The organism is Paenibacillus sp. 2TAF8 (genome assembly GCF_052114825.1).
Lineage (GTDB): Bacteria > Bacillota > Bacilli > Paenibacillales > Paenibacillaceae > Paenibacillus.
This window is the reverse complement of the sequence record NZ_JBFRFN010000024.1, coordinates 53,269-73,207: the sequence shown is the minus strand read 5'-3', so window position 1 is coordinate 73,207 and position 19,939 is coordinate 53,269. Positions and strand designations below refer to the sequence as shown.

At 42.8% G+C, this 19,939-nt stretch carries 11 protein-coding genes; 8 read left to right on the top strand and 3 right to left on the bottom strand.

Features of this window, described 5'->3' with window-relative positions:
- Positions 1-65: 65 nt before the first annotated feature.
- Positions 66-2,279 carry an MMPL family transporter gene (locus tag AB4Z30_RS25280; RefSeq protein ID WP_441930193.1) on the top strand — a complete coding sequence of 738 codons (2,214 nt, stop codon included), beginning with the start codon at positions 66-68 and terminating at the stop codon, positions 2,277-2,279.
- Here AB4Z30_RS25280 and AB4Z30_RS25275 read toward each other — a convergent pair.
- Complete coding sequence (locus tag AB4Z30_RS25275; protein WP_441930192.1) at positions 2,276-2,887, bottom strand: TetR/AcrR family transcriptional regulator; 612 nt, start codon at positions 2,885-2,887, stop codon at positions 2,276-2,278. The genes AB4Z30_RS25280 and AB4Z30_RS25275 overlap by 4 nt on opposite strands.
- A 205-nt stretch (positions 2,888-3,092) precedes the next feature.
- Positions 3,093-4,691, bottom strand: coding sequence for a response regulator transcription factor (locus AB4Z30_RS25270; RefSeq protein ID WP_441930191.1), 1,599 nt, complete (start codon positions 4,689-4,691; stop codon positions 3,093-3,095).
- A gap of 279 nt (positions 4,692-4,970) precedes the next feature.
- Here AB4Z30_RS25270 and AB4Z30_RS25265 point away from each other — a divergent pair, with 279 nt between their 5' ends.
- From AB4Z30_RS25265 to AB4Z30_RS25255, 3 genes are all read left to right on the top strand, one after another.
- Complete coding sequence (locus AB4Z30_RS25265; RefSeq protein ID WP_441930190.1) at positions 4,971-7,253, top strand: beta-glucosidase; 2,283 nt, start codon at positions 4,971-4,973, stop codon at positions 7,251-7,253.
- Positions 7,254-7,400: 147 nt separating this feature from the next.
- Entirely contained in the window at positions 7,401-9,017 is a 1,617-nt protein-coding gene (locus AB4Z30_RS25260) for a methyl-accepting chemotaxis protein (protein WP_441930189.1), read from the top strand.
- Between the two features lie 217 nt (positions 9,018-9,234).
- Positions 9,235-10,644, top strand: a complete 1,410-nt coding sequence (locus AB4Z30_RS25255) for an MFS transporter (protein WP_441930188.1) — start codon at positions 9,235-9,237, stop codon at positions 10,642-10,644.
- A gap of 117 nt (positions 10,645-10,761) precedes the next feature.
- On the opposite strand, the gene AB4Z30_RS25250 is transcribed toward AB4Z30_RS25255, so the two are convergent.
- A complete protein-coding gene (locus AB4Z30_RS25250; protein WP_441930187.1) occupies positions 10,762-11,961 on the bottom strand; it encodes a helix-turn-helix domain-containing protein in 1,200 nt (399 codons plus the stop codon).
- A gap of 197 nt (positions 11,962-12,158) precedes the next feature.
- Between AB4Z30_RS25250 and AB4Z30_RS25245 the strand changes: the two genes are divergently transcribed.
- From AB4Z30_RS25245 to AB4Z30_RS25230, 4 genes are all read left to right on the top strand, one after another.
- Positions 12,159-14,615 (top strand): glycoside hydrolase family 3 C-terminal domain-containing protein, encoded by a 2,457-nt coding sequence (locus AB4Z30_RS25245; protein ID WP_441930186.1) that lies wholly within the window; start codon positions 12,159-12,161, stop codon positions 14,613-14,615.
- 37 nt (positions 14,616-14,652) lie between these two features.
- Complete coding sequence (locus AB4Z30_RS25240; RefSeq protein WP_441930185.1) at positions 14,653-16,188, top strand: NAD-dependent epimerase/dehydratase family protein; 1,536 nt, start codon at positions 14,653-14,655, stop codon at positions 16,186-16,188.
- Positions 16,189-16,215: 27 nt separating this feature from the next.
- A complete protein-coding gene (locus tag AB4Z30_RS25235) occupies positions 16,216-18,813 on the top strand; it encodes a family 78 glycoside hydrolase catalytic domain (protein ID WP_441930184.1) in 2,598 nt (865 codons plus the stop codon).
- A 185-nt stretch (positions 18,814-18,998) separates the two neighbouring features.
- Positions 18,999-19,928: an ABC transporter permease gene (locus tag AB4Z30_RS25230; RefSeq protein WP_441930183.1), complete on the top strand. Its 930-nt coding sequence runs from the start codon at positions 18,999-19,001 to the stop codon at positions 19,926-19,928.
- Positions 19,929-19,939 lie beyond the last annotated feature (11 nt).

Below are 19,939 nucleotides of genomic sequence, written 5' to 3'. Positions count from 1 at the left end.
CAGACATAGGGTGGTGATGACACACTTCCTAATTGCAGCAAGTTGAAAGGGGCATGACGTTTATTATGGCAAAATGGTTATATCGTCTCGGAGCCTGGTCTTCGAGGAAAAGAAAAACAGTAATTACGGCAGGACTCACACTTCTCATTGTAATGGCAGCTCTCGGCCTAGGCATGGGGACTTCGTTTACAGGGGAGATGACCATACCCGGAACAAAATCCGACCAGGCTGCCGAGGTATTGAAATCCGAATTTCCCGCGTCGGATGGAGGTGGTCAGATTCGTCTAATTTTCAAAGCTGATCAGGGATTGCTCACATCAGAGGGTAATCAATCTAAAATAAAAAAGGCGCTGAAAGATGTTAAAACGGATCTTTCAGTCATCTCTGTTTCCAATCCATACGAAACCATGACACTAAGTCCAGACAAAAAAATCGGATATGCTGATATTACGTATAAACAGGTCGCAAGTGAAGTAGGAGAACATTCAAAAGAACATGCATTAAACATAGCTGAAACATTAACGAAGAATGGAGTGCAGACAGAACTCGGAGGCAGTGTGGCTTTCTCTGAAATTGAAGTAGGCGGCGTCTCTGAAGTAATCGGAATTCTGATTGCGTTTATGATTCTGGCTTTTACCTTCACATCATTTCTTGCAGCCGGATTACCTATTCTGACAGCCGTTATCGGTTTGGGAATTGGCTTGATGACCGTAATTGTTGGATCAAACTTTGTATCGATGTCTTCATTTTCAATCACTCTCGCTGTCATGCTTGCTTTAGCCGTAGGTATTGACTACGCTCTGTTCATTATATCCCGCTACCGTCAACAGCTGGCCGAAGGTTATGACCGTGAGACGGCCATTGCGCAAGCCAATGCTACTGCCGGAGGATCAGTCGTTTTTGCGGGCTTGACCGTTATTATTGCCCTTGTGGGGCTCTCCGTTGTTCAAATTCCGTTTATTACTATGATGGGCTTGGCGGCAGCAATCAGTGTATTTGTCGCTGTGCTTATTGCCATCATCTTTGTTCCCGCTCTTCTGGCTGTTGCTGGAGATCGGATCAGTCCGGCACGGGAAAATCGCTGGTTGCGCAAATGGTCGGGGCAAAAGAAAAATAAGAATAAAGATAATGCCTGGGGAGGGTTGATCACCCGAAAACCGTGGTTAATCTCGGTTCTATCCATAATCATTCTTACCATATGTACATTGCCGTTCCTGCACATGCAGCTAGGCTTGCCGGACAGCGGGCTTAAATCAACTGAAACAACGGAACGAAGAGGTTACGACTTATTAGCAGAGGGGTTTGGTGCAGGCTTTAATGGTCCGCTTGTAATTGTAGCCAAAACCAGTGACGGCAAGGATAGCCAGACCAAGATTGCAGAGGCAACAACTTACATCAAAGATATTCCCGGTGTTGCAAGTGTAACGCCCGCTATTCCTAGCCCTTCAGGACAAGCAGCAATCATTACCGTCTTGCCTGAGACAGGACCACATGATGTTCGCACGACTGAGTTAGTACAAGCTATTCGGGATCAATCGGAGAACGTGCTGAAAAAAGACAACGTAGAGATTATGGTAACCGGTGGAACGGCAGTCAACATTGATATATCCGAAAAATTACAGGAGGCACTGCCTAAGTTTGCATTGCTTATCGTTGGATTGGCCTTTGTTCTGCTGATGCTTGTCTTCCGTTCAATCCTGGTTCCTATTAAAGCAGTTGCTGGCTTCTTATTCACGTTAGGTTCAACACTTGGTTTTATCGTATGGGTTATACAGGATGGATATCTGGGCAGCTTGTTCGGTATTCCAGAACCTGGTCCGGTTTTAAGTTTCCTACCTATTCTGGTGACAGGAATTTTGTTCGGACTGGCAATGGATTACGAAGTATTTCTGGTGAGCAGAATGCGTGAGGATTATACCCACACGGGTGACGCCCACCGTTCAGTAAGGAGTGGATTAACTCACAGCGGGCCTGTGGTTACAGCCGCAGGGCTTATCATGATTGCTGTGTTTGCCAGCTTTATTTTTGCCGAAGATACGATCATCAAATCGATGGGGCTTGCCCTTGCTTTTGGTATCCTGGTAGATGCCTTTATCGTACGAATGACACTTGTACCCGCTGTGATGACAATACTCGGCAAACACGCTTGGTATCTGCCTAAATGGCTGGATCGACTTCTACCTAATATCGACATTGAAGGCGAATCCATTATGAAAGAGAATATGAAGGAGAACAGAGTTACACCAAATACCAAAGTTCAGACGGAATCAAAAATTTAAGCCTTGAGTGCTGAAAGAAAAGTCGTTTTAAGAATGTTAAATTGTAGATTCAAGTCTACCCGGGTATTAAATGCATCCGTATCATGCAGCATGGACATCTTTTTGGAGAAATTACCGAATACATTCATCATCGTAATTAGTGTATCTACTGTATTCATGTCAGTGCGCACTGATCCATCCCGTTCGCCTAAATGGGCCAGCTCCGTAAACAGATGGATCAGCTGATCATATGCGTCCTGATAAATTTGTAAGTTCTCCAAAGGTGCTTTAGACAAAGCAACATAACATTCAAAAGCTTCTATAAGTTTGGAATTCTGTTGATAATGAGCTTGATGATAGAAAACCAAAGCGTCAAAAATGCGCTCCATTTTCTCATAACACGTACCTTCGTCATGTAATACTTCTTGAAGTATCTCAATCTCTGAATGCACGATGTTAGCTGCAACTTCCACAATAAGATGCTCTTTTTTTGGGAAGTAACGGAAAATTGTCGCAACGCCCAGTATCGCTTCATTCGCAATTTCCTGCATCGTCGTTTGCTCAAAACCCTGCCGTGCAAACACAGCAGTAGCCGCTTTAATAATTTCGATCCGGCGTTTCTGCCGCAAGCTGGTACGTTCCTGTTCTAACCTTTGTTTCGGTTGAATGACAATGACCTCCTTAAGTTCAATTAAATTATGCTATCAACTTAGATGTGGTTTGTCAACGAAAGAGGAGTATGCATAATACAAAGAAAAACCTTCCACCCATAATCATCGATGGGATGGAAGGTTTTTTCACATTATACATTAATCAAATGATCTTGTTGGAAAATTAACGGTTCCGATATTCCTGAGGTGTACAGCCATATTGTTTTTTGAAAATTTTTATAAAATGAGGGGGAGCCATAAACCCAAGCTTTTTACTAACATCAGCAACTTTCAGTTCGGTGTGGGTCAGAAGGTGCACAGCTCTTTGCATGCGCAGACGAAACAGATAATCGCCGATCGTTTCTCCTGTTGCTGTTTTGTAGACTTTAGACAAGTAGACCGGATGCAGTCCAACATGATCTGCAATAATTTGCAACGAGATTCCATCTGAAAGATGATTCTGAATGTAGGCATGCACGCTTGAAACAATGTCATCGTGAGTATGCCTGATCTGATTTATCGCTCTGCTTCGATGAAACTGAATTATTTTCTCAGCCCAGGCATATACGCGGTGACTGGAAATTTGACTTTTCTTTCGAATCATCAAATCGAACTCTTCATTGAGAAGCTCATCTAACGTAACATGTTGTGAGCGGAATACAATGGCAAAGGTAGATGACAAGTACAGCAAACATGTATAAAGAACTTCATGAGACAGGTCCGATCCTTCACCATCCACTGAAAGCACTCGTTTGATTTTGGCGATCGCTTCTTCCCAGTTTCCAGCTTCCAACAATTGCGGCAGAAGTGGAGGCTCCAAAAGTTGAAGATAACCTTGATCCATCACAGGGTTCGGCAGCTGATCGTCGACGGTAATAAAATAGCTTTTATGCTCACCGACATTTTGTTGAATTACCGCCACGCACCGATTAAAACCTTCACTTAATCCTTCAGGAAAAAGTCGCTCTTGTCCCAAACAGATGGAGATTGCCCCTTTTAGAAATTTTTGCACATGATTTTGCAACTTAACCGCAAAAGAATCGACAGAGTTTAGTGTTTTACGATCCTCATGATGAATGAGAAACACCAGATACCCCTGATCGGTAATACAATGCCATAAGCCAAATGGAGTGAAAACTTCATCTGCAATATTGGTAATCGCATATTCAAGGAGGGAGAGAGATTGAAGATCATATCCTGAAAATTCCTCTTCCATTCGGATCACCATCATTCGATAGTTGTCTTCCATACGGATGGGAAGATCCAGAATCTTCAGGCGCTCCTCCAAAATATGCTGACTCATCGGCTTATTTTGGAGTAAATCATTAAGAAACTGATTTTGCAACACGGGAAGATTAGCATGTAACATGTGCTGAATCTGCTGCATTGAACTTATATTTTCCCATTCTTGCTCGATATTCTTAATGGCCTCTTCAACAGCCTTGACAAGTGCTTGAGTGTCCACAGGTTTAAGCATATAATTCATCGCCTGATAGCGAATGGCTTGCTGAGCATAATCAAATTCATCGTGTCCTGACAAAATAATACTCCGAATGCGAGGAGCTGATAAGCGAATTAGGCGGATTAATTCAAGACCATCCATTTCAGGCATACGTATATCCGTAATCATCACATCAATCGCAAACCGGGAGGCGATATCCAGTGCATCTTCGGCGGAGTAGGCACGATGCACTTCTTCGATGCTGCTATCCTCCCAAGGAATCGTGAGAGCAAGACTGTCCACCACAGACTTCTCGTCGTCTACAATTAAAAGGGCATACATAAGTGCAACAACTTCCTTCCTGATGATTAGTCTCCTTATTGTAGGCAATCATCACGGGCATTACAATCTGGATTTCCTTATTAACCTGCGAATATTAAGATATTGTTATCCGTGTTTGGATGTAGTTATCCATAGATGTAAAAAGGACACTAAAATCAAAATAAATCTTTCGAAATGCGTTATGCAATCTTAAGAATGCGTTATATGCCTTCTTCTCCCTCAACCGTAAAATAAAATAGATACCTTTAAATGATACATAACGAAAGGGAGTGTCAATGGATGAAACGAGATATTAAACAGCTCATAGATCAAATGACCATTGAGGAGAAAGCCAGTCTGTGTTCCGGCAGCACCTTCTGGACCACCACAGGAATCGAAAGATTAGGTATTCCATCCATTATGCTAGCCGACGGACCACACGGACTACGAAAACAAGATGGAGAATCGGATCATCTGGGGCTGAATGAAAGTGTACCTGCGACATGTTTTCCTACAGCCAGCGGGCTGGCAAGTTCCTGGAATCGCGACCTGATTGAACAAGTAGGAAGCACCATTGGTAAAGAAGCCCAAACCGAGAATGTAGCTGTTTTACTGGGACCAGGTGCTAATATCAAGCGCTCCCCGCTGTGCGGACGAAACTTTGAGTATTTTTCCGAAGATCCGTATCTTACGGGTGAACTGGCTTCATCTCACATTCGTGGTGTGCAAAGCCAGGGAGTCGGCACTTCGCTGAAGCATTTTGCCGTGAACAATCAGGAGGATCGTCGAATGTCTGTTAATGCCGTAGTGGATGAAAGGACATTACGCGAAATTTACTTAACTGGCTTTGAAAAAGCGGTCAAACAAGCTCAACCATGGACTCTTATGTCTGCATACAACAAAGTTAATGGGACCTATGCATCCGAGAATCCCTACCTCCTGAATGATATATTGCGAGATGAATGGGGGCATGACGGATTTGTCATGTCAGACTGGGGAGCAGTCAGTGAAATTGTACCTAGCGTAGCGGCAGGCATGGAACTTGAAATGCCACCTTCCAATGGCGAAGCCCAACGTAAAATTATTCAAGCGGTTGAAGAAGGCGCACTCGATATTTCGTTACTTGATCAAGCGGTCGAACGCTTGCTTACGGTTATTTTTAAATGTGCAGATCATATGCAGCAAGATGCCACATACGATGCTCAAGAGCATCATGCTTTTGCAAGACAGGTGGCCCAAGAGACCATGGTATTGCTGAAAAACGAGAATGGGATCCTACCCTTGCAGAAAACGGGGCATATCGCAGTTATTGGAGAACTAGCCCAATCGGCCCGTTATCAGGGCGGGGGAAGTTCACACATAAATGCAACGAAAGTTGACATCCCTTATGAAGAATTGCTTCGTTCTGTCGGGGATCAAGCGCAGCTCACCTATGCGCAGGGATATGAACTGAGCTCGGATGAAACCAATGCTCCATTATTACAAGCTGCTCTGGAAACGGCAGCGGCAGCTGATGTAGCCATCTTGTTTGTAGGGTTGCCTGACCGTTATGAATCTGAGGGATATGACCGCAAACATCTTAATCTTCCCAATAATCATCAGGAGCTCATTACAGCTATAGCTGCCGTTCAACCTAATGTAATTGTCGTGTTGAGCAATGGTGCTCCTGTCGTTATGCCTTGGCTCCACAACGCCAAAGCCGTTCTTGAAGCTTATCTGGGAGGTCAGGCTACTGGAGGCGCTATCGCTGATATTTTATTTGGTGATGCAAACCCTAGCGGCAAGCTGGCAGAGACGTTCCCGCGTTCAGCCAAGCACAATCCATCCGCATTGTTTTTCCCTGGTGATGGAAATCAGGTTGAATACAGAGAGGGGATATTCGTAGGTTATCGGTACTATGAAGCTAAAGATATAGAACCGCTTTTTCCTTTTGGTTATGGACTAAGCTACACACAATTTGAATACTCCAATCTGACTGTTGATAAAAGGGAGATCAACGATACAGATTGCATCAACGTCTCGGTAAAGATTAAGAATACTGGTTCTGTGCAGGGTAAGGAGATTGTTCAACTATATATTCATGACACAGCATCCCGTGTTACACGTCCTGACAAAGAGTTGAAGGGCTTCACCAAGATTGACTTAAAACCAGGTGAAGAGAAACAAGTCACAATAAGTCTCGATAAACGTTCATTTGCATATTACGATGTAGAGCGATCCGATTGGCATGTGGACAGCGGCGAATTCGAGATATTGGTAGGTGCATCTTCTCAAGATATTAGGCTTACAACAAAAGTTGTCGTAAATTCGACATCCCGTGAAATGATCCCAACATACCATCGCGACACCACCTTTGGTGAGTTGCTTGCAAATCCTAAAACAATGGCGATCCTTTCTCAAATGCAGCCTCAAGCGGATCAGAATCAAAGTGAGATTCAATCCAGTGCAGTATCCGCTGAGATGATTCAAGCCTCCATGCAATATTTGCCACTGCGGAACCTGATTCCTTTTTCAGGGATGACAGAGGAAACCTTATCACAATTGCTTGCAGCATTGAATCAGGCAGTACAAAGCGAAACATAGAATCTGATCTTTCTTTTCAGCTCAATTTCAGATAAAAGTCGCCATGAAGGCGACTTTTATCCTTTGTATAACCTTTACACTTAACTCGTACATGCATAAATATATAAGCATTATTAATATGTAACTTTTAGAGAAGGTGGATATTAAATGAGTATTCGCAAGAAAATGCTAGTTGTGTTTGGGACTGTTATTGTACTGTATCTCGTAGCGCTAAGTTACCAAAATTACAAATCTTTAATCCAAAATGAAAAGTTAGAAGAGATACGAAAAATTCAATTTACCTCCTCGCTGAAAGCACAGGAGATGCAGGAAAGTCTGATGGAATACCAGGTTCAAATGATGCTTCCATCCATTGGATATGCGTCTAAGGAAACCGTTGAAGAAGCAAGTGCACAATTGTTAGCAAAATTCAAGCAAGCTTTGCAAGAATATTCCGCATTGAATCCATCCGAGAAAAATGAAGTAGTTCAGATTCAGGAAGCATATTCCAGTTACATTGACCAAGGTCATTTGGAGGGAGGACAGAAACTAAACGAATTAATCCTTGGATTAAAATCCAAAAGTGTGACTGATGTGAACTCCAATATTCATACATTGATCACGTCCAACAAAAATGTATTTTGGCAGTCCATCACATATCAGTCTTGCGTGACTTTACTTGTTATCCTCATCTCACTGCTGCTCGCGCGTTCCTTTATTAAGCCTACTGAACGTCTCGTTCAAGGGACGGAACGGATTCATAATGGAGATTTAAGCCAGTCATTTCATTCAAACGCTTCAGATGAGATTGGCAAACTTGCAAATATGTTTGAAGTCATGCGCACTGGCCTTACAGGCTTCATACGTTCAGCCCAGGATAATTCCGATGTGGTTGTACAATCAAGTCAGCTTCTAATCAACAATTTGGAAAAGTCATCCATTTCAATGAGAAAAATTGGCCAGTCGGCAACTTCCGTTTCAGATGGAGCGCTTGTACAACTTCAGTCAGCAGAAGAAACAGCACGAGCCATAGATGAAGTAGCTCGAGGCATTGCTCTGATCAGTGAGTCAAATAATGAAGCTACAGAATGTTCATTCATTACTGAACAACAAGCTAGAAAGGGAGAGGAACTTCTACAGAACGCTAAACTTCGCATTGACCGCTTTAATCACACGATGGATGAAATAGAAAGATCTGTTGCGACAATGAAACAGCATTCCGTTACTATTCAAGAAATCGTTCATCTTATAGCGACAGTTGCTCGTCAAACTGACTTACTCGCTCTTAACGCAGGTATAGAGGCTGCAAGAAGTGGGGAACAAGGAAGAGGATTTTCCGTTGTTGCAAGTGAAATTCGCTCATTGGCAGATCAAACCCGTCAATCGTTAAGTAACATATTTGATACGATCAACGACATTCAGGAAGATACGGCATCAGCAAACACTATCGTAGTTCAAGGAAAAAAAGAGTTGGCACAAACGATAAATGCAGTTGAACAAGCAGGTCAAGCATTCGAAATGATCCTTGAATCTGCCAAAGACGTTGCCAGTCAGATGCAAGAGATATCCTCCGCTTCTGAGCAATTATCCGCAAGCTCTGAGGAGGTCAGCGCTTCAATGCAGCATTTAGCTTCTATTGCCAAACAAGCACATACAGAAAGCACAACGATGGTTCAGGCCGTTGAACATCAGATGGTTATTGCAGAAGAAATACAGCATTTTTCCGATAACATTCGAGGTTCTGCTTTTAATATGAGAGATCAAATATCCATTTACAAAACCTGATATATGTGAGGATGAGGGCGAAAATAGAAAATGAAAAAGATTCGGGAGAGTTGATACTAAATTCGAACTGTTGCATTCAGTTAAACCAATCATTTAGATTACGTTATTCCATATTTGTTATGCGTTATATCCCTCACTTCAAAGAGTTATTAAAATAAAGATATAAGATAGAGAACTCAATTGAGCGTAAACCAACTAGATACCGGAGGGAAACAGTATGGGAACCATAGCAAACGAACAACCCATTGTAACCGAGAACGTTAAACCCAAACAACCTGAACGAGAAATCCCGACACGCAGATTACTTGGAGATTCCATGGGGCAATTTGGTCTTAACATCTCCAGTGGCTTGCTTGGATTAATTACGTATTATTATACCGATGTCGTCGGTGTATCCGCTGCCATTGTCGGTACAGTACTGCTGTTAACTAAAATAATGGATGCGTTTGCAGACGTAGGTATGGGAGTGCTTGTTGACCGTACCAAGTCAAAATACGGACAGGCTCGTCCATGGCTTCGCTGGATGACCATCCCGATGTTCGTCTCGCTGCTACTCGTATTCTCTGTTCCCGACATCAGTCCAACAGGAAAAATTATATATGCTGTCGTGACCAATCTTATTTTTTATCTTTTTGTGTATACACCAACATCTATTCCTTATTCAAGTCTAATGGCATTAACGACACGTAACAACTATGAACGATCATTAATGGGAATTTTCCGCTCCGCAGGAGGATATTTGTCCGGTATGATTGTTGCCATTGCTTTTATTCCCGTGGTAACAGCTATGGGGGGAGGACGAAAGGAATGGACGATCTTAGCCGGTGTATTTGCTGCCGTTGCTGCCATCGGGATCTTCGTTGCTTTTTTATCCAACAAAGAAAAATATAATAATGTGCAGCTGGATGAACTTGGTTTTTTTCAGGATAAAGTTCCACTGTCACAAGGTCTTAAAATGTTGTTTGCAAATAAGTACTGGGTTCAAATCCTCATCGTGATGACAGTTGTAAATATATTGTTTGCTCTTAACGTAGCCGCAGGCAGCTATTTTGCCAAATACATTTGGGGAAATGTCAGCCTGGTTGGTTTGATGGGGGCAATCGGTTTGATACCCGTTATTATCGGATTCGCACTCTCTGGACCGTTCATCAAACGTTTTGGGAAACGGAATACAGCCTTGGGCGGCATTATTATAGCGTTAATCGCAGCGGTGATCAGACTAATCTCACCGGAAAGCATTATTCTGGGACTGGTCTGCTCCATCTTTCAGGCTCTTGGTACGATTCCTCTTATGGCTGTGGGTACAGCTCTGACAACGGATACGATTGAATACGGGGAATGGAAGTTCAATAAACGTCTGGTTGGATTGACCAATAGTGTTATCGCATTTGGTTCCAAAGTAGGAACAGCAGTTGGAACCGCTATGATCGGTTGGCTGCTTGCATTAGGAGGATATGTGGAGCAGGCTTCCGAGCAGGGAGCAGGAGCTAAACAAGCGATTATTGCTCTGAACATTTATGTTCCTATAGTCATTTTGCTTATTCTTGCTGTGGCCTTGTATAAGTATAAACTTGATAAAGAATACCCTAAAATTATCCAAGAATTAGATGACAGAAAACAATCCTGATTTATTAGAAAGAAGCTCTCCCATAAGGGAAAGCTTCTTTTGTTGTTAACCGTTTTAAATACATTCAATTAGAATCTAAACTCTACTGGCTTAATATACATTAATGCAATATTAGGATCATTTATTCTGACGCACACCATGGCTGCTCTGTTGCCTGAAGTGAGCAGGTGTAATATTTAATGATTTTTTGAAGACGGTCTGGAAGTGACTTTGACTGGAAAAACAAAGATAGCTGCTAATTTCACTAATGGGTTTGTTCGTATAAACAAGCAAATTTTGAGCTTCCTTTAGCTTGCAATCCATAATAAATTGATGCAGGCTTTTGCCGATCTTTTTTTTGAAAGTGGTCGATAAATACGTACGACTGTAACCGAAATGTTTTGCCACGTGATCAACGGTCAAATTCTGATGCACGTTATTATAAATATATTGAATCAAACTTCGCATACTTACGTCATCTGCTATATCATACCTTGCGGCTTGGACTCTCCTGGCAAAATTAAACAAAGCTTCTTTCATGAAATTTTGAATGGATTCCGGTGACGATAATTGTTCAATCTCTTGGAGATAGAGATYGGATAACTGAAAAGCAACTTCTGTATCTAATTGCCCCCGAATGGCTGCTCGCGTAGCCAGGGTAATCGCGACAATCGATGTGTTTTTCGTCTGACGAATTGTGTTGCCAGCGGTCATACCCTCATGAACCATAAAAGGCTGTTCCAAAAACTGTTTAAGACCAACCTCATTACCGTTCTCAATGTAATAACACATCTGGTTTTCAATCTCGTAGGAATTGTTAAAATATAAGTTTTCTTTATTTTCGTAAATTCCTTTTGTTTGCTCGTTGTTAATTTCCTTCATCGAATTCATTTGAAGTAAGTCCAAGTAACTCATCTCTTGGCCGTTCACAAAATAATGAATGGTCACCAGATGATTTAGAAATTGCTGCAGCGGCATTGGCATGATCTGCTTCAGAAAACTTTCGAAGTTTGCTTCATCTTGACCGGAAACGACAAAGGCTTTTTTAGCGATCCGCAGTGTGTCTTTCAAATAAGGTGTTTGACTGACAGGTCCGACAAGAATGACATGGCCTGGAAGGGAGCTAACTTTGATCGCACCATAGTAAGCAAAGAAGGAAGTCGACAAATATGCGACCTCTTCGTGTGAAAGCAGAAGCTCAGAGAGATACTCAAGTGGCGGATGAGTTAATTCGCTCTGAGCAGGATGACTAAATGTATGGTGCTGCTGGTTATACAAATATGTCGGAATCAACGTAGACTGGTAGAGAAATTTTAATGTCTTTTGTAAGCTCTTCAACAAAATCTCCTCCGGTATAAACGTATGGTTGGAGTGGAGCATTCTAATCATTCATTTCAAAATATCAAACTCGTCCAAGGCAGTCAATATATTTAAGAACAAATATGAAATTCACAGTACATATATGAAAGATAGCACTTCCATTATGGAATACAATAAATCTTAACTAATGCATCCGGAGCGAAGGGAGAAGAATCATGCAGACCGTTAAAGAACTAATTCAACGTATGACGGTAGAAGAAAAAGCGGCTTTAATGGCTGGTGTGGATTTTTGGAAAACAAATCCAATCCCGAGATTGTCCATACCATCTATATATATGACGGATGGGCCTTGCGGCTTACGCAAACAAGGAGAGAAGGCAGACCATCTCGGTCTAAACAACAGTGAGGAAACAACATCTTTTCCCACAGGAGTTACGCTTGCTGCCAGCTGGAACCCGGACAATATTCGTAAGATGGGTGCAGCTATAGCGAAGGAGTGTCACCATTTCGGGGTTAATATTCTCCTTGGTCCTGCTGTTAACATTAAAAGAAATCCCAAGTGCGGCAGAAACTTCGAATATTTCTCTGAAGACCCTTACCTCTCGGGAATTCTTGGCTGCGCTTTTGTCGAGAGTGTTCAAAATGAAGGGATTGGAGTCTCACTGAAACATTTCGCTGTAAATAACAACGAAAATTATCGTTTCATGGGAGATTCTGTGTTGGATGAGCGTGCATTACATGAGATCTATCTCAGAGCATTTGAGCGAATTGTCAAAAACACAAAGCCAGTAACTGTGATGAGTGCATACAACAAGATTAATGGTGTCTTCTGCTCTGAAAATCACAGACTATTGACTGAAATTCTAAGAGAAGAATGGGGTTTTGATGGTGCGGTGATCAGTGACTGGGGTGCTGTATCTGATCGGGTAGATGGCATTAAGGCAGGAATGGATCTGGAGATGCCAGGTGATTGCGAATATTTTAGAAAGTCAATTATAGATGCAGTTGATAGTGGTGAATTACCGATTTCTTCGCTGGATCAGTCGGTGAGCAATATTTTGAATCTGATTCGGCGTACACACGATATTCAGTACAGCCTTGCTTTTGACAGAGAAAAACATCATAACCTGTCAGGTGAAATCGCAGCCGATAGTGCTGTTCTTATGAAAAACGATGGCATCCTGCCATTAGATCCATCGCAAAACTATGTTGTCATTGGTGAATTGTTTGAGAAGATGCGTTTTCAGGGGGCCGGAAGCTCTTTGATCAACCCTAGCAAGCTTACTTCACCAAAAACTGCTTTTGATCAACGCGGCATCCGCTACGATTATGCAAGCGGCTACAGAGAGTCCGAGTTTGAATCTGAACCGGAATATGTTAGTTCAGCTATGGCAAAGGCACAGTCAGCTGATGTTGTTCTATTCTTCGCAGGACAAACCGATTATACAGAAAGTGAAGGCTATGACCGGGAGTCGATGACATTACCTGATAATCAGCTTGCTCTTCTGCGCAAGCTGGTCCAGCTGAACAAAAAAATTGTTCTTGTATTATTTGGGGGTTCACCTGTCGAATTGCCTTTTGAAGATGAGGTTCATGCGATTTTGAATATGTACTTGCCTGGTCAAGCGGGAGGTGAAGCTGCGGCTCAACTCCTTTTCGGAGAAAAAAATCCTTCCGGGAAGCTCGCGGAGACATGGATGAAAAGTTATTCAGATGTACCCTTTGGTGAACAGTTTGTGCAACAGAAGTCCGAGCTTTACAAGGAATCGATCTATGTAGGCTATCGCTATTATGATTTTTTGCAAGGAAAAGGTGTACGTTATCCGTTTGGTCATGGACTTAGCTATACAGAGTTTGCTTACGAATCGCTGCAAGTCCAGCAAGATTCACAAACGTTCATAGTCACATGTGGAATCTCGAATACAGGGCAGATGGAGGGCGGAGAAACCGTACAGGTATATGTTGCAAACCCAACCTCAGATGTGTTTAAGCCTACCAAGGAACTTCGTGCTTTTGGCAAAGTATATTTGAAGCCAGGTGAACAAAAGCAAGTAAAAATGAGCTTTACTCTAGATGATCTCGCTTACTATCATGTAGACCGGAAAGAGTGGGTTGTAGAAAATGGGGATTATCAGGTCTTGATTGCTGCTTCCGCAGCAGATATTCGCTTGTCTGCCAAACTTTCTATCACCAGCCAGCCTGACATTGCAAGCCCGTATTCTCGCGAACAATTAAAGCATTACTTTTCTCCACATTTGTTATCTCAAGTGAGTATGGAAGAATTCGAAGTTCTACTTGGAAGGAAAGTAACCGAATCATCTAACAAAGAATTAACGAAATATACTCTGGATTCCAGATTGGATGAATTGCGGGAATCCTTTATAGGAAATTTATTTTATACATTTGTTATCGGTATTGGAAAAAAACAGTTTAAGCGATCACAAAAGATGCCTGAAGGTCCCGAGCGGGACATGCAGCGCAAAAATGGCATGTTTTTGATGAAAATGATGCCGAATAACAGCATTCGTTCCATGTCGGTATCGAGTACAGGGCGTTTTGGCTACCATATCGCAGCGGGGCTGATTGACATACTGAATGGTCAGATCATGCAAGGCATCAAACGAATGCTTCGAAAAGAACGTTTGTCCCCTCTGCCGAAGGACCAGAAGTGACTATACCTTAAATCACGAACATACAGGAGGAAACAACATGAGTCAGCGCATGATCAGCAAAAAACGTGTTTTTATTACTGGTGCATCCGGTGGTATGGGACAGGAAAGCTTGAAAAGAATGATCAAAGACAGCCATCTGTATGACATTGTTACGTTGTGTCTGGACACGGAAAAGGATCGTAAGGCCCTGGAGCCTTATCAAGATTTGAACGAAGTAACGATAAAGTATGGAGACATACTGGACTATGAAAAAGTGCTTGAATGTGTCAAAGACGTAGATTTGATTCTGCACATTGCTGCATTTGTGTCACCTGCTGCAGATTATTTCCCCAAGAAAGCTATGCAAATTAATTACGGTGCCGTCAAAAATCTGGTGAGTGCTATATACGAACATGGCCAAGAGGAACATACCAAGCTGGTATTTATCGGAACCATCGCAGAGACTGGCGATCGCATGCCACCTATCCATTGGGGGCGAGTAGGTGATCCCCTTAAACCAAGCATGTTTGACTATTATGCCGTTTCTAAAATTGCAGCCGAGCGTCTTGTGATTGAATCCGGGCTGAAATACTGGGTAAGCCTGCGCCAAACCGGAATTATGGGACCCGCTATGAGTAAAATTATGGATGCGATTATGTTTCACAACTGTCTGGACAACGTTTTGGAGTATGTATCCGACCGTGACTCTGGCAGAATGATGGAGAATTTGTGCAACTATGAGTTTACAGGCAAGCTGCCAGAGGATTTCTGGTGCCATGTTTACAATATAGGAGGCGGGGAATCCTGCCGTGTCAGTACCTATGAGATGTACCAAAAACTATACGGGGCAATCGGTTTCAAAAACCTTGACCATGTGATTAATCCGAAATGGTATGCCACGCGTAATTTTCACGGACAGTACTACCTTGATTCGGACAAGCTAAACGATTATTTGCATTTCCGTCAGGACGGGATGGATTATTTTTATCGTTGTTACCTTGAAAATCTGGGTTCTCAGGCAACAGCAGCAAAAATTCTGTGTAAACTGCCGTTTGGCGAACGAATCATGGGAACTGTCATGAAAAAAATGTTTGAAAAGCCGGCCAGAACGGAACATGGCACATTGCGGTTTATTGAAGAAAATGTGGAAGACCACATTGATGCGTATTGGGGCAGTAAAGAGGCATGGAACAGCATCCCTGATAAATTAAGCGAGTTCCAGCATTTCAAAGACTGGAACACCGTAGTTCATATTGATCATGGATACGATGACACCAAACCTGAGCGGGATCTCGAAATTGATGATGTAAAATCGGCCGCTGCATTTCGGGGAGGACAATGTTTGTCTTCAGAGATGGAAAAAGGAAACTGGAGAAATAAATTAAGTTTTACGTGTGCATTTGGACATACATTCCAAGCCAGTCCGAAGCTGGTGCTGCATGCTGGTCATTGGTGCCCTGAATGTGAACGTGAGAGTTGGAATTATGCTGAACGTGCAAAAGTAGATCCATTTTTTGCTCAAGTATGGACTCCGTTACATGCTCCGAATGAGACCAGAGTTTACAAAAAAATAGTTTCCGAGCTGGATGTATAATATTTTGACAAGGCAGGAGAGACCTCAATGTTAATGCTATCTTCCATAAAGATCAACGGATTGGAATCCGGCTGTATTACAGATCATGCACCCATGATTTCGTTTGCACTTTCTTCGGATCGAGCTGGAGAAAGGTTGCATGAAGCCATCATTGAAGTTGGTGATTGGCGTGTGACCACCTTAGATCAGATTAACAATCTTTACACGGGGCCGCTAAAACCGCATACGGAATATCATGTCAGGATCATAGCAACCGGAACCAGTGGAGAACAGGCAGAGCATTTTGCTTTATTCAAGACAGGCAGAATGGGTACAAAATGGTCTGCTCAATGGATTACCGATATGTCCTACGATTTCCCTAAAAAGGTTTCTCCTGTACCTATGACGTTTCGCCGTAACTTTGAACTCACGCAGACGGTGACAAGGGCGTGGATAAACGTAACGGCACTGGGGGTATATGAACTTGCTCTGAATGGTGAAAAGGTGGGAGAAGATTACTTTGCTCCAGGGTTTACTTCATATGATCATCAGATCCAGTACCAGACCTATGATGTTACACATCAACTGAAATCATCAAACGCAGTCACAGCTGTAGTAGCAGGGGGATGGGCTGTCGGTTCATTTAATTATGTTCGCAAAAATAAAATTAGTGCTGATCGTCAAGCATTATTGCTGGAATTGTACATTGAGTATACAGACGGTACATCAGATTTAATCGTTACCGATCCAACGTGGGAAGTTACTCTGCATGGAAACTATCGTATGGCAGAATGGTATGACGGTGAACATTATGATGCCGCTATTGATTTGGACCTTGTTCGATGGAAGCCGGTAGATATAACCCGCCCTCGCAAAAATCCGGAACTATTAGCGCAGTATGGTTTGCCCGTGCGTGTACAGGAAGAATTGAAACCGGTATCCCGCACAGTAGCACCGAGTGGTGAAATCATCTATGATTTTGGTCAAAACTTTGCAGGCGTAATCACAGCCAAAATTGTAGGAAAACACAATCAAAAGATTGTGTTCCGACACGCTGAAGTATTGGTAGAACAGGAACTCTTCGTAAAATCTTTACGTACCGCGAAGGCTGCTGCGACATATGTTTGTCTGGAAGGAGAGCAAACGTATTCACCTCGGTTGACTTATATGGGGTTTCGTTATGTGGGTTTGACCGGGATAGATCCGGACCAGATTGAACTGTCGGCTTACGTGTTGCATTCTGATTTCAAGGAGATTGGTCATTTTTCATGTTCCAATCCACTGTTAACACAGCTTCAGAGTAACATTCGATGGGGTGGGCGCTCCAACTTTGTTGATATTCCAACAGACTGTCCGCAACGGGATGAACGTCAGGGATGGACAGGGGATATTGCTGTTTTTGCTTCAACAGCTTGTTTTAACTTTGACATGAGCCGATTCTTTGATAAATGGTTGATGGATATGCGTGCAGAACAATCCAAAGGTGGCGGATTTCCTATGGTTATTCCCCGAGGTGGAGATCACTGGCCTGCAATGGCTAATTCATGTTGGGGAGACAGCAGTATTCTGGTCCCTTGGGCTGAATACTTGGCACGCGGCAATAAACAGGTTCTTGAAAAACAATATGATTCCATGAAGAAATTTCTAAAAGCAGCGAAATGGTGGTCTTCTTTCCTAGCCGTCTCGCCTGCAGATCGTTATGTTTGGCGTTTCCCGTTCCATTTTGGCGACTGGGCTGCACCGGAAGGAGATGCCAAAGCATGGATTAAAAAAGGGAAATGGGTAGGCACCGCTTATTTCGCTAACTCGTGTGGCATTATGGCAAAGATTGCTTCCATTCTAGGGCACACCGAAGATGTATCCTATTACTACGATTTAAGAAAAAAAATTATTACCGCGTACCGGAAGGTATTTACTGATAAACAGGGGAATATGAAAGAAGAATTTCAGACGGCCTATGTGCTCCCCCTTCATTTTGGTATGACGGAAGGTGAGGAAACAAAGCAAATGGTGAATAATTTGACTCGATTAATTCACGAAGCTGGAAATCACCTTACAACAGGCTTTACCGGAACCCCTTATCTGCTATTTGCCCTCTCTGACAATGGACAGCTTGACGCTGCATATGAACTGCTGTTACAGGAGGAATGTCCATCCTGGCTATACGAGGTGAAGGCTGGAGGGACAACGATCTGGGAACGCTGGGATGCACTCAGACCTGATGGAACTGTAAATATTGAGGAACTAAGCGGCAATAAGTCAGCAGAAGAATCGAATGGAGGAATGGTTTCCTTTAATCATTACGCGAATGGAGCTGTGGGCGATTGGCTTTATAAAAGGCTGGCAGGTCTGGAGCCCACCAGCGGCGGATATCAGACTTTCCGAGTCGCTCCTATGATTGGCGGAGGTATTACATGGGCTAAAGCCTCTACAGTTACACCTTACGGCCTGGCAAGTGTAGACTGGAAACGGGATGAACATCTATTCCATGTTGAGGTTACAGTTCCCGTTTCTACAACATGCTCTTTGCACATGCCCAATGGAGAGATACACATTTTGACGAGTGGACAGCACAGCTTTCAATGCTCCTTGAGTACAAACGCTCTTTCCAAAAATAGTTATAAAGAGCAGCCTGTCGTACATTAGGTTGGCCCATAGAACGATATACGTAATGAAGTCGCCGGTATGGCGGCTTTTTTACGATAAGCATTTTCAACTATAAGTTAAGAAAACGCTATTCATCCTTTGTATTGCATTATATCCTGCAGACTTGTATGCGCTTACAATAAATCCAACAATACTATTCTACATCAGACATGAGGAGGTCTCAAATGGAGTTGGCAGCCCCAAAAAAGGACAAAATGAAAATCAATAGACGAGGAGATCGCTGGCAGCTCTACCTAATGTTAAGCCCCGCCGTACTATTGGTTCTTGTATTTGTTTACATGCCCCTGGGCGGACTAGTCATGGCGTTTCAGGATTACAAACCTTATCTGGGGATAACGGGATCCGAATGGGTAGGCATGGAACATTTCAAATTTCTATTTGAATATCCAGACAGCGTGCAAGTCATCTGGAATACACTTCGGATCGCGGTGTTAAAACTGGTTTTTGGTTTTATTTCGACGATGGGCTTTGCACTGCTGATTAATGAAGTCCGCCGCAAAGTATTAAGAAGTACCGTTCAGACATTTGTTTTTCTCCCACACTTTCTTTCATGGGTTGTTCTAGGCGGCATTTTTATTGAGCTTCTTAACCCGGACAGCGGTCTTGTTAATCAGGCACTGCAGGCATTAGGATTCAACCCCATCTTCTTTCTGGGTGATAACAACTGGTTTCTGTTTACAGTGGTATCGAGTGAAGTGTGGAAAGAGTTCGGATATGGTTCCATCATTTTCCTCGCGGCCATAGTCGGAATCAATCCAGCACTGTATGAAGCAGCTCAGATTGATGGAGCAGGCAAATGGAAACAGATGCTGCATATCACTTTGCCATCTCTAATTCCAACGATAGCTGTGGTACTAACACTTTCACTCAGTCAAATACTGAATGCAGGCTTTGACCAAATATTTAATTTGTATAACCCTCTGGTATATGAAAAAGGGGATATCATCGATACTTTTGTTTATCGGATCGGTCTGATTGATGGTAACTACAGCTTCTCTACTGCAATCGGTTTATTCAAATCCATTGTCAGCCTGATTTTGATTCTAGGTGCATACCGGATTGCCTACAAAGTAGCTGACTATAAAATTTTCTAAGGTGGGATCTT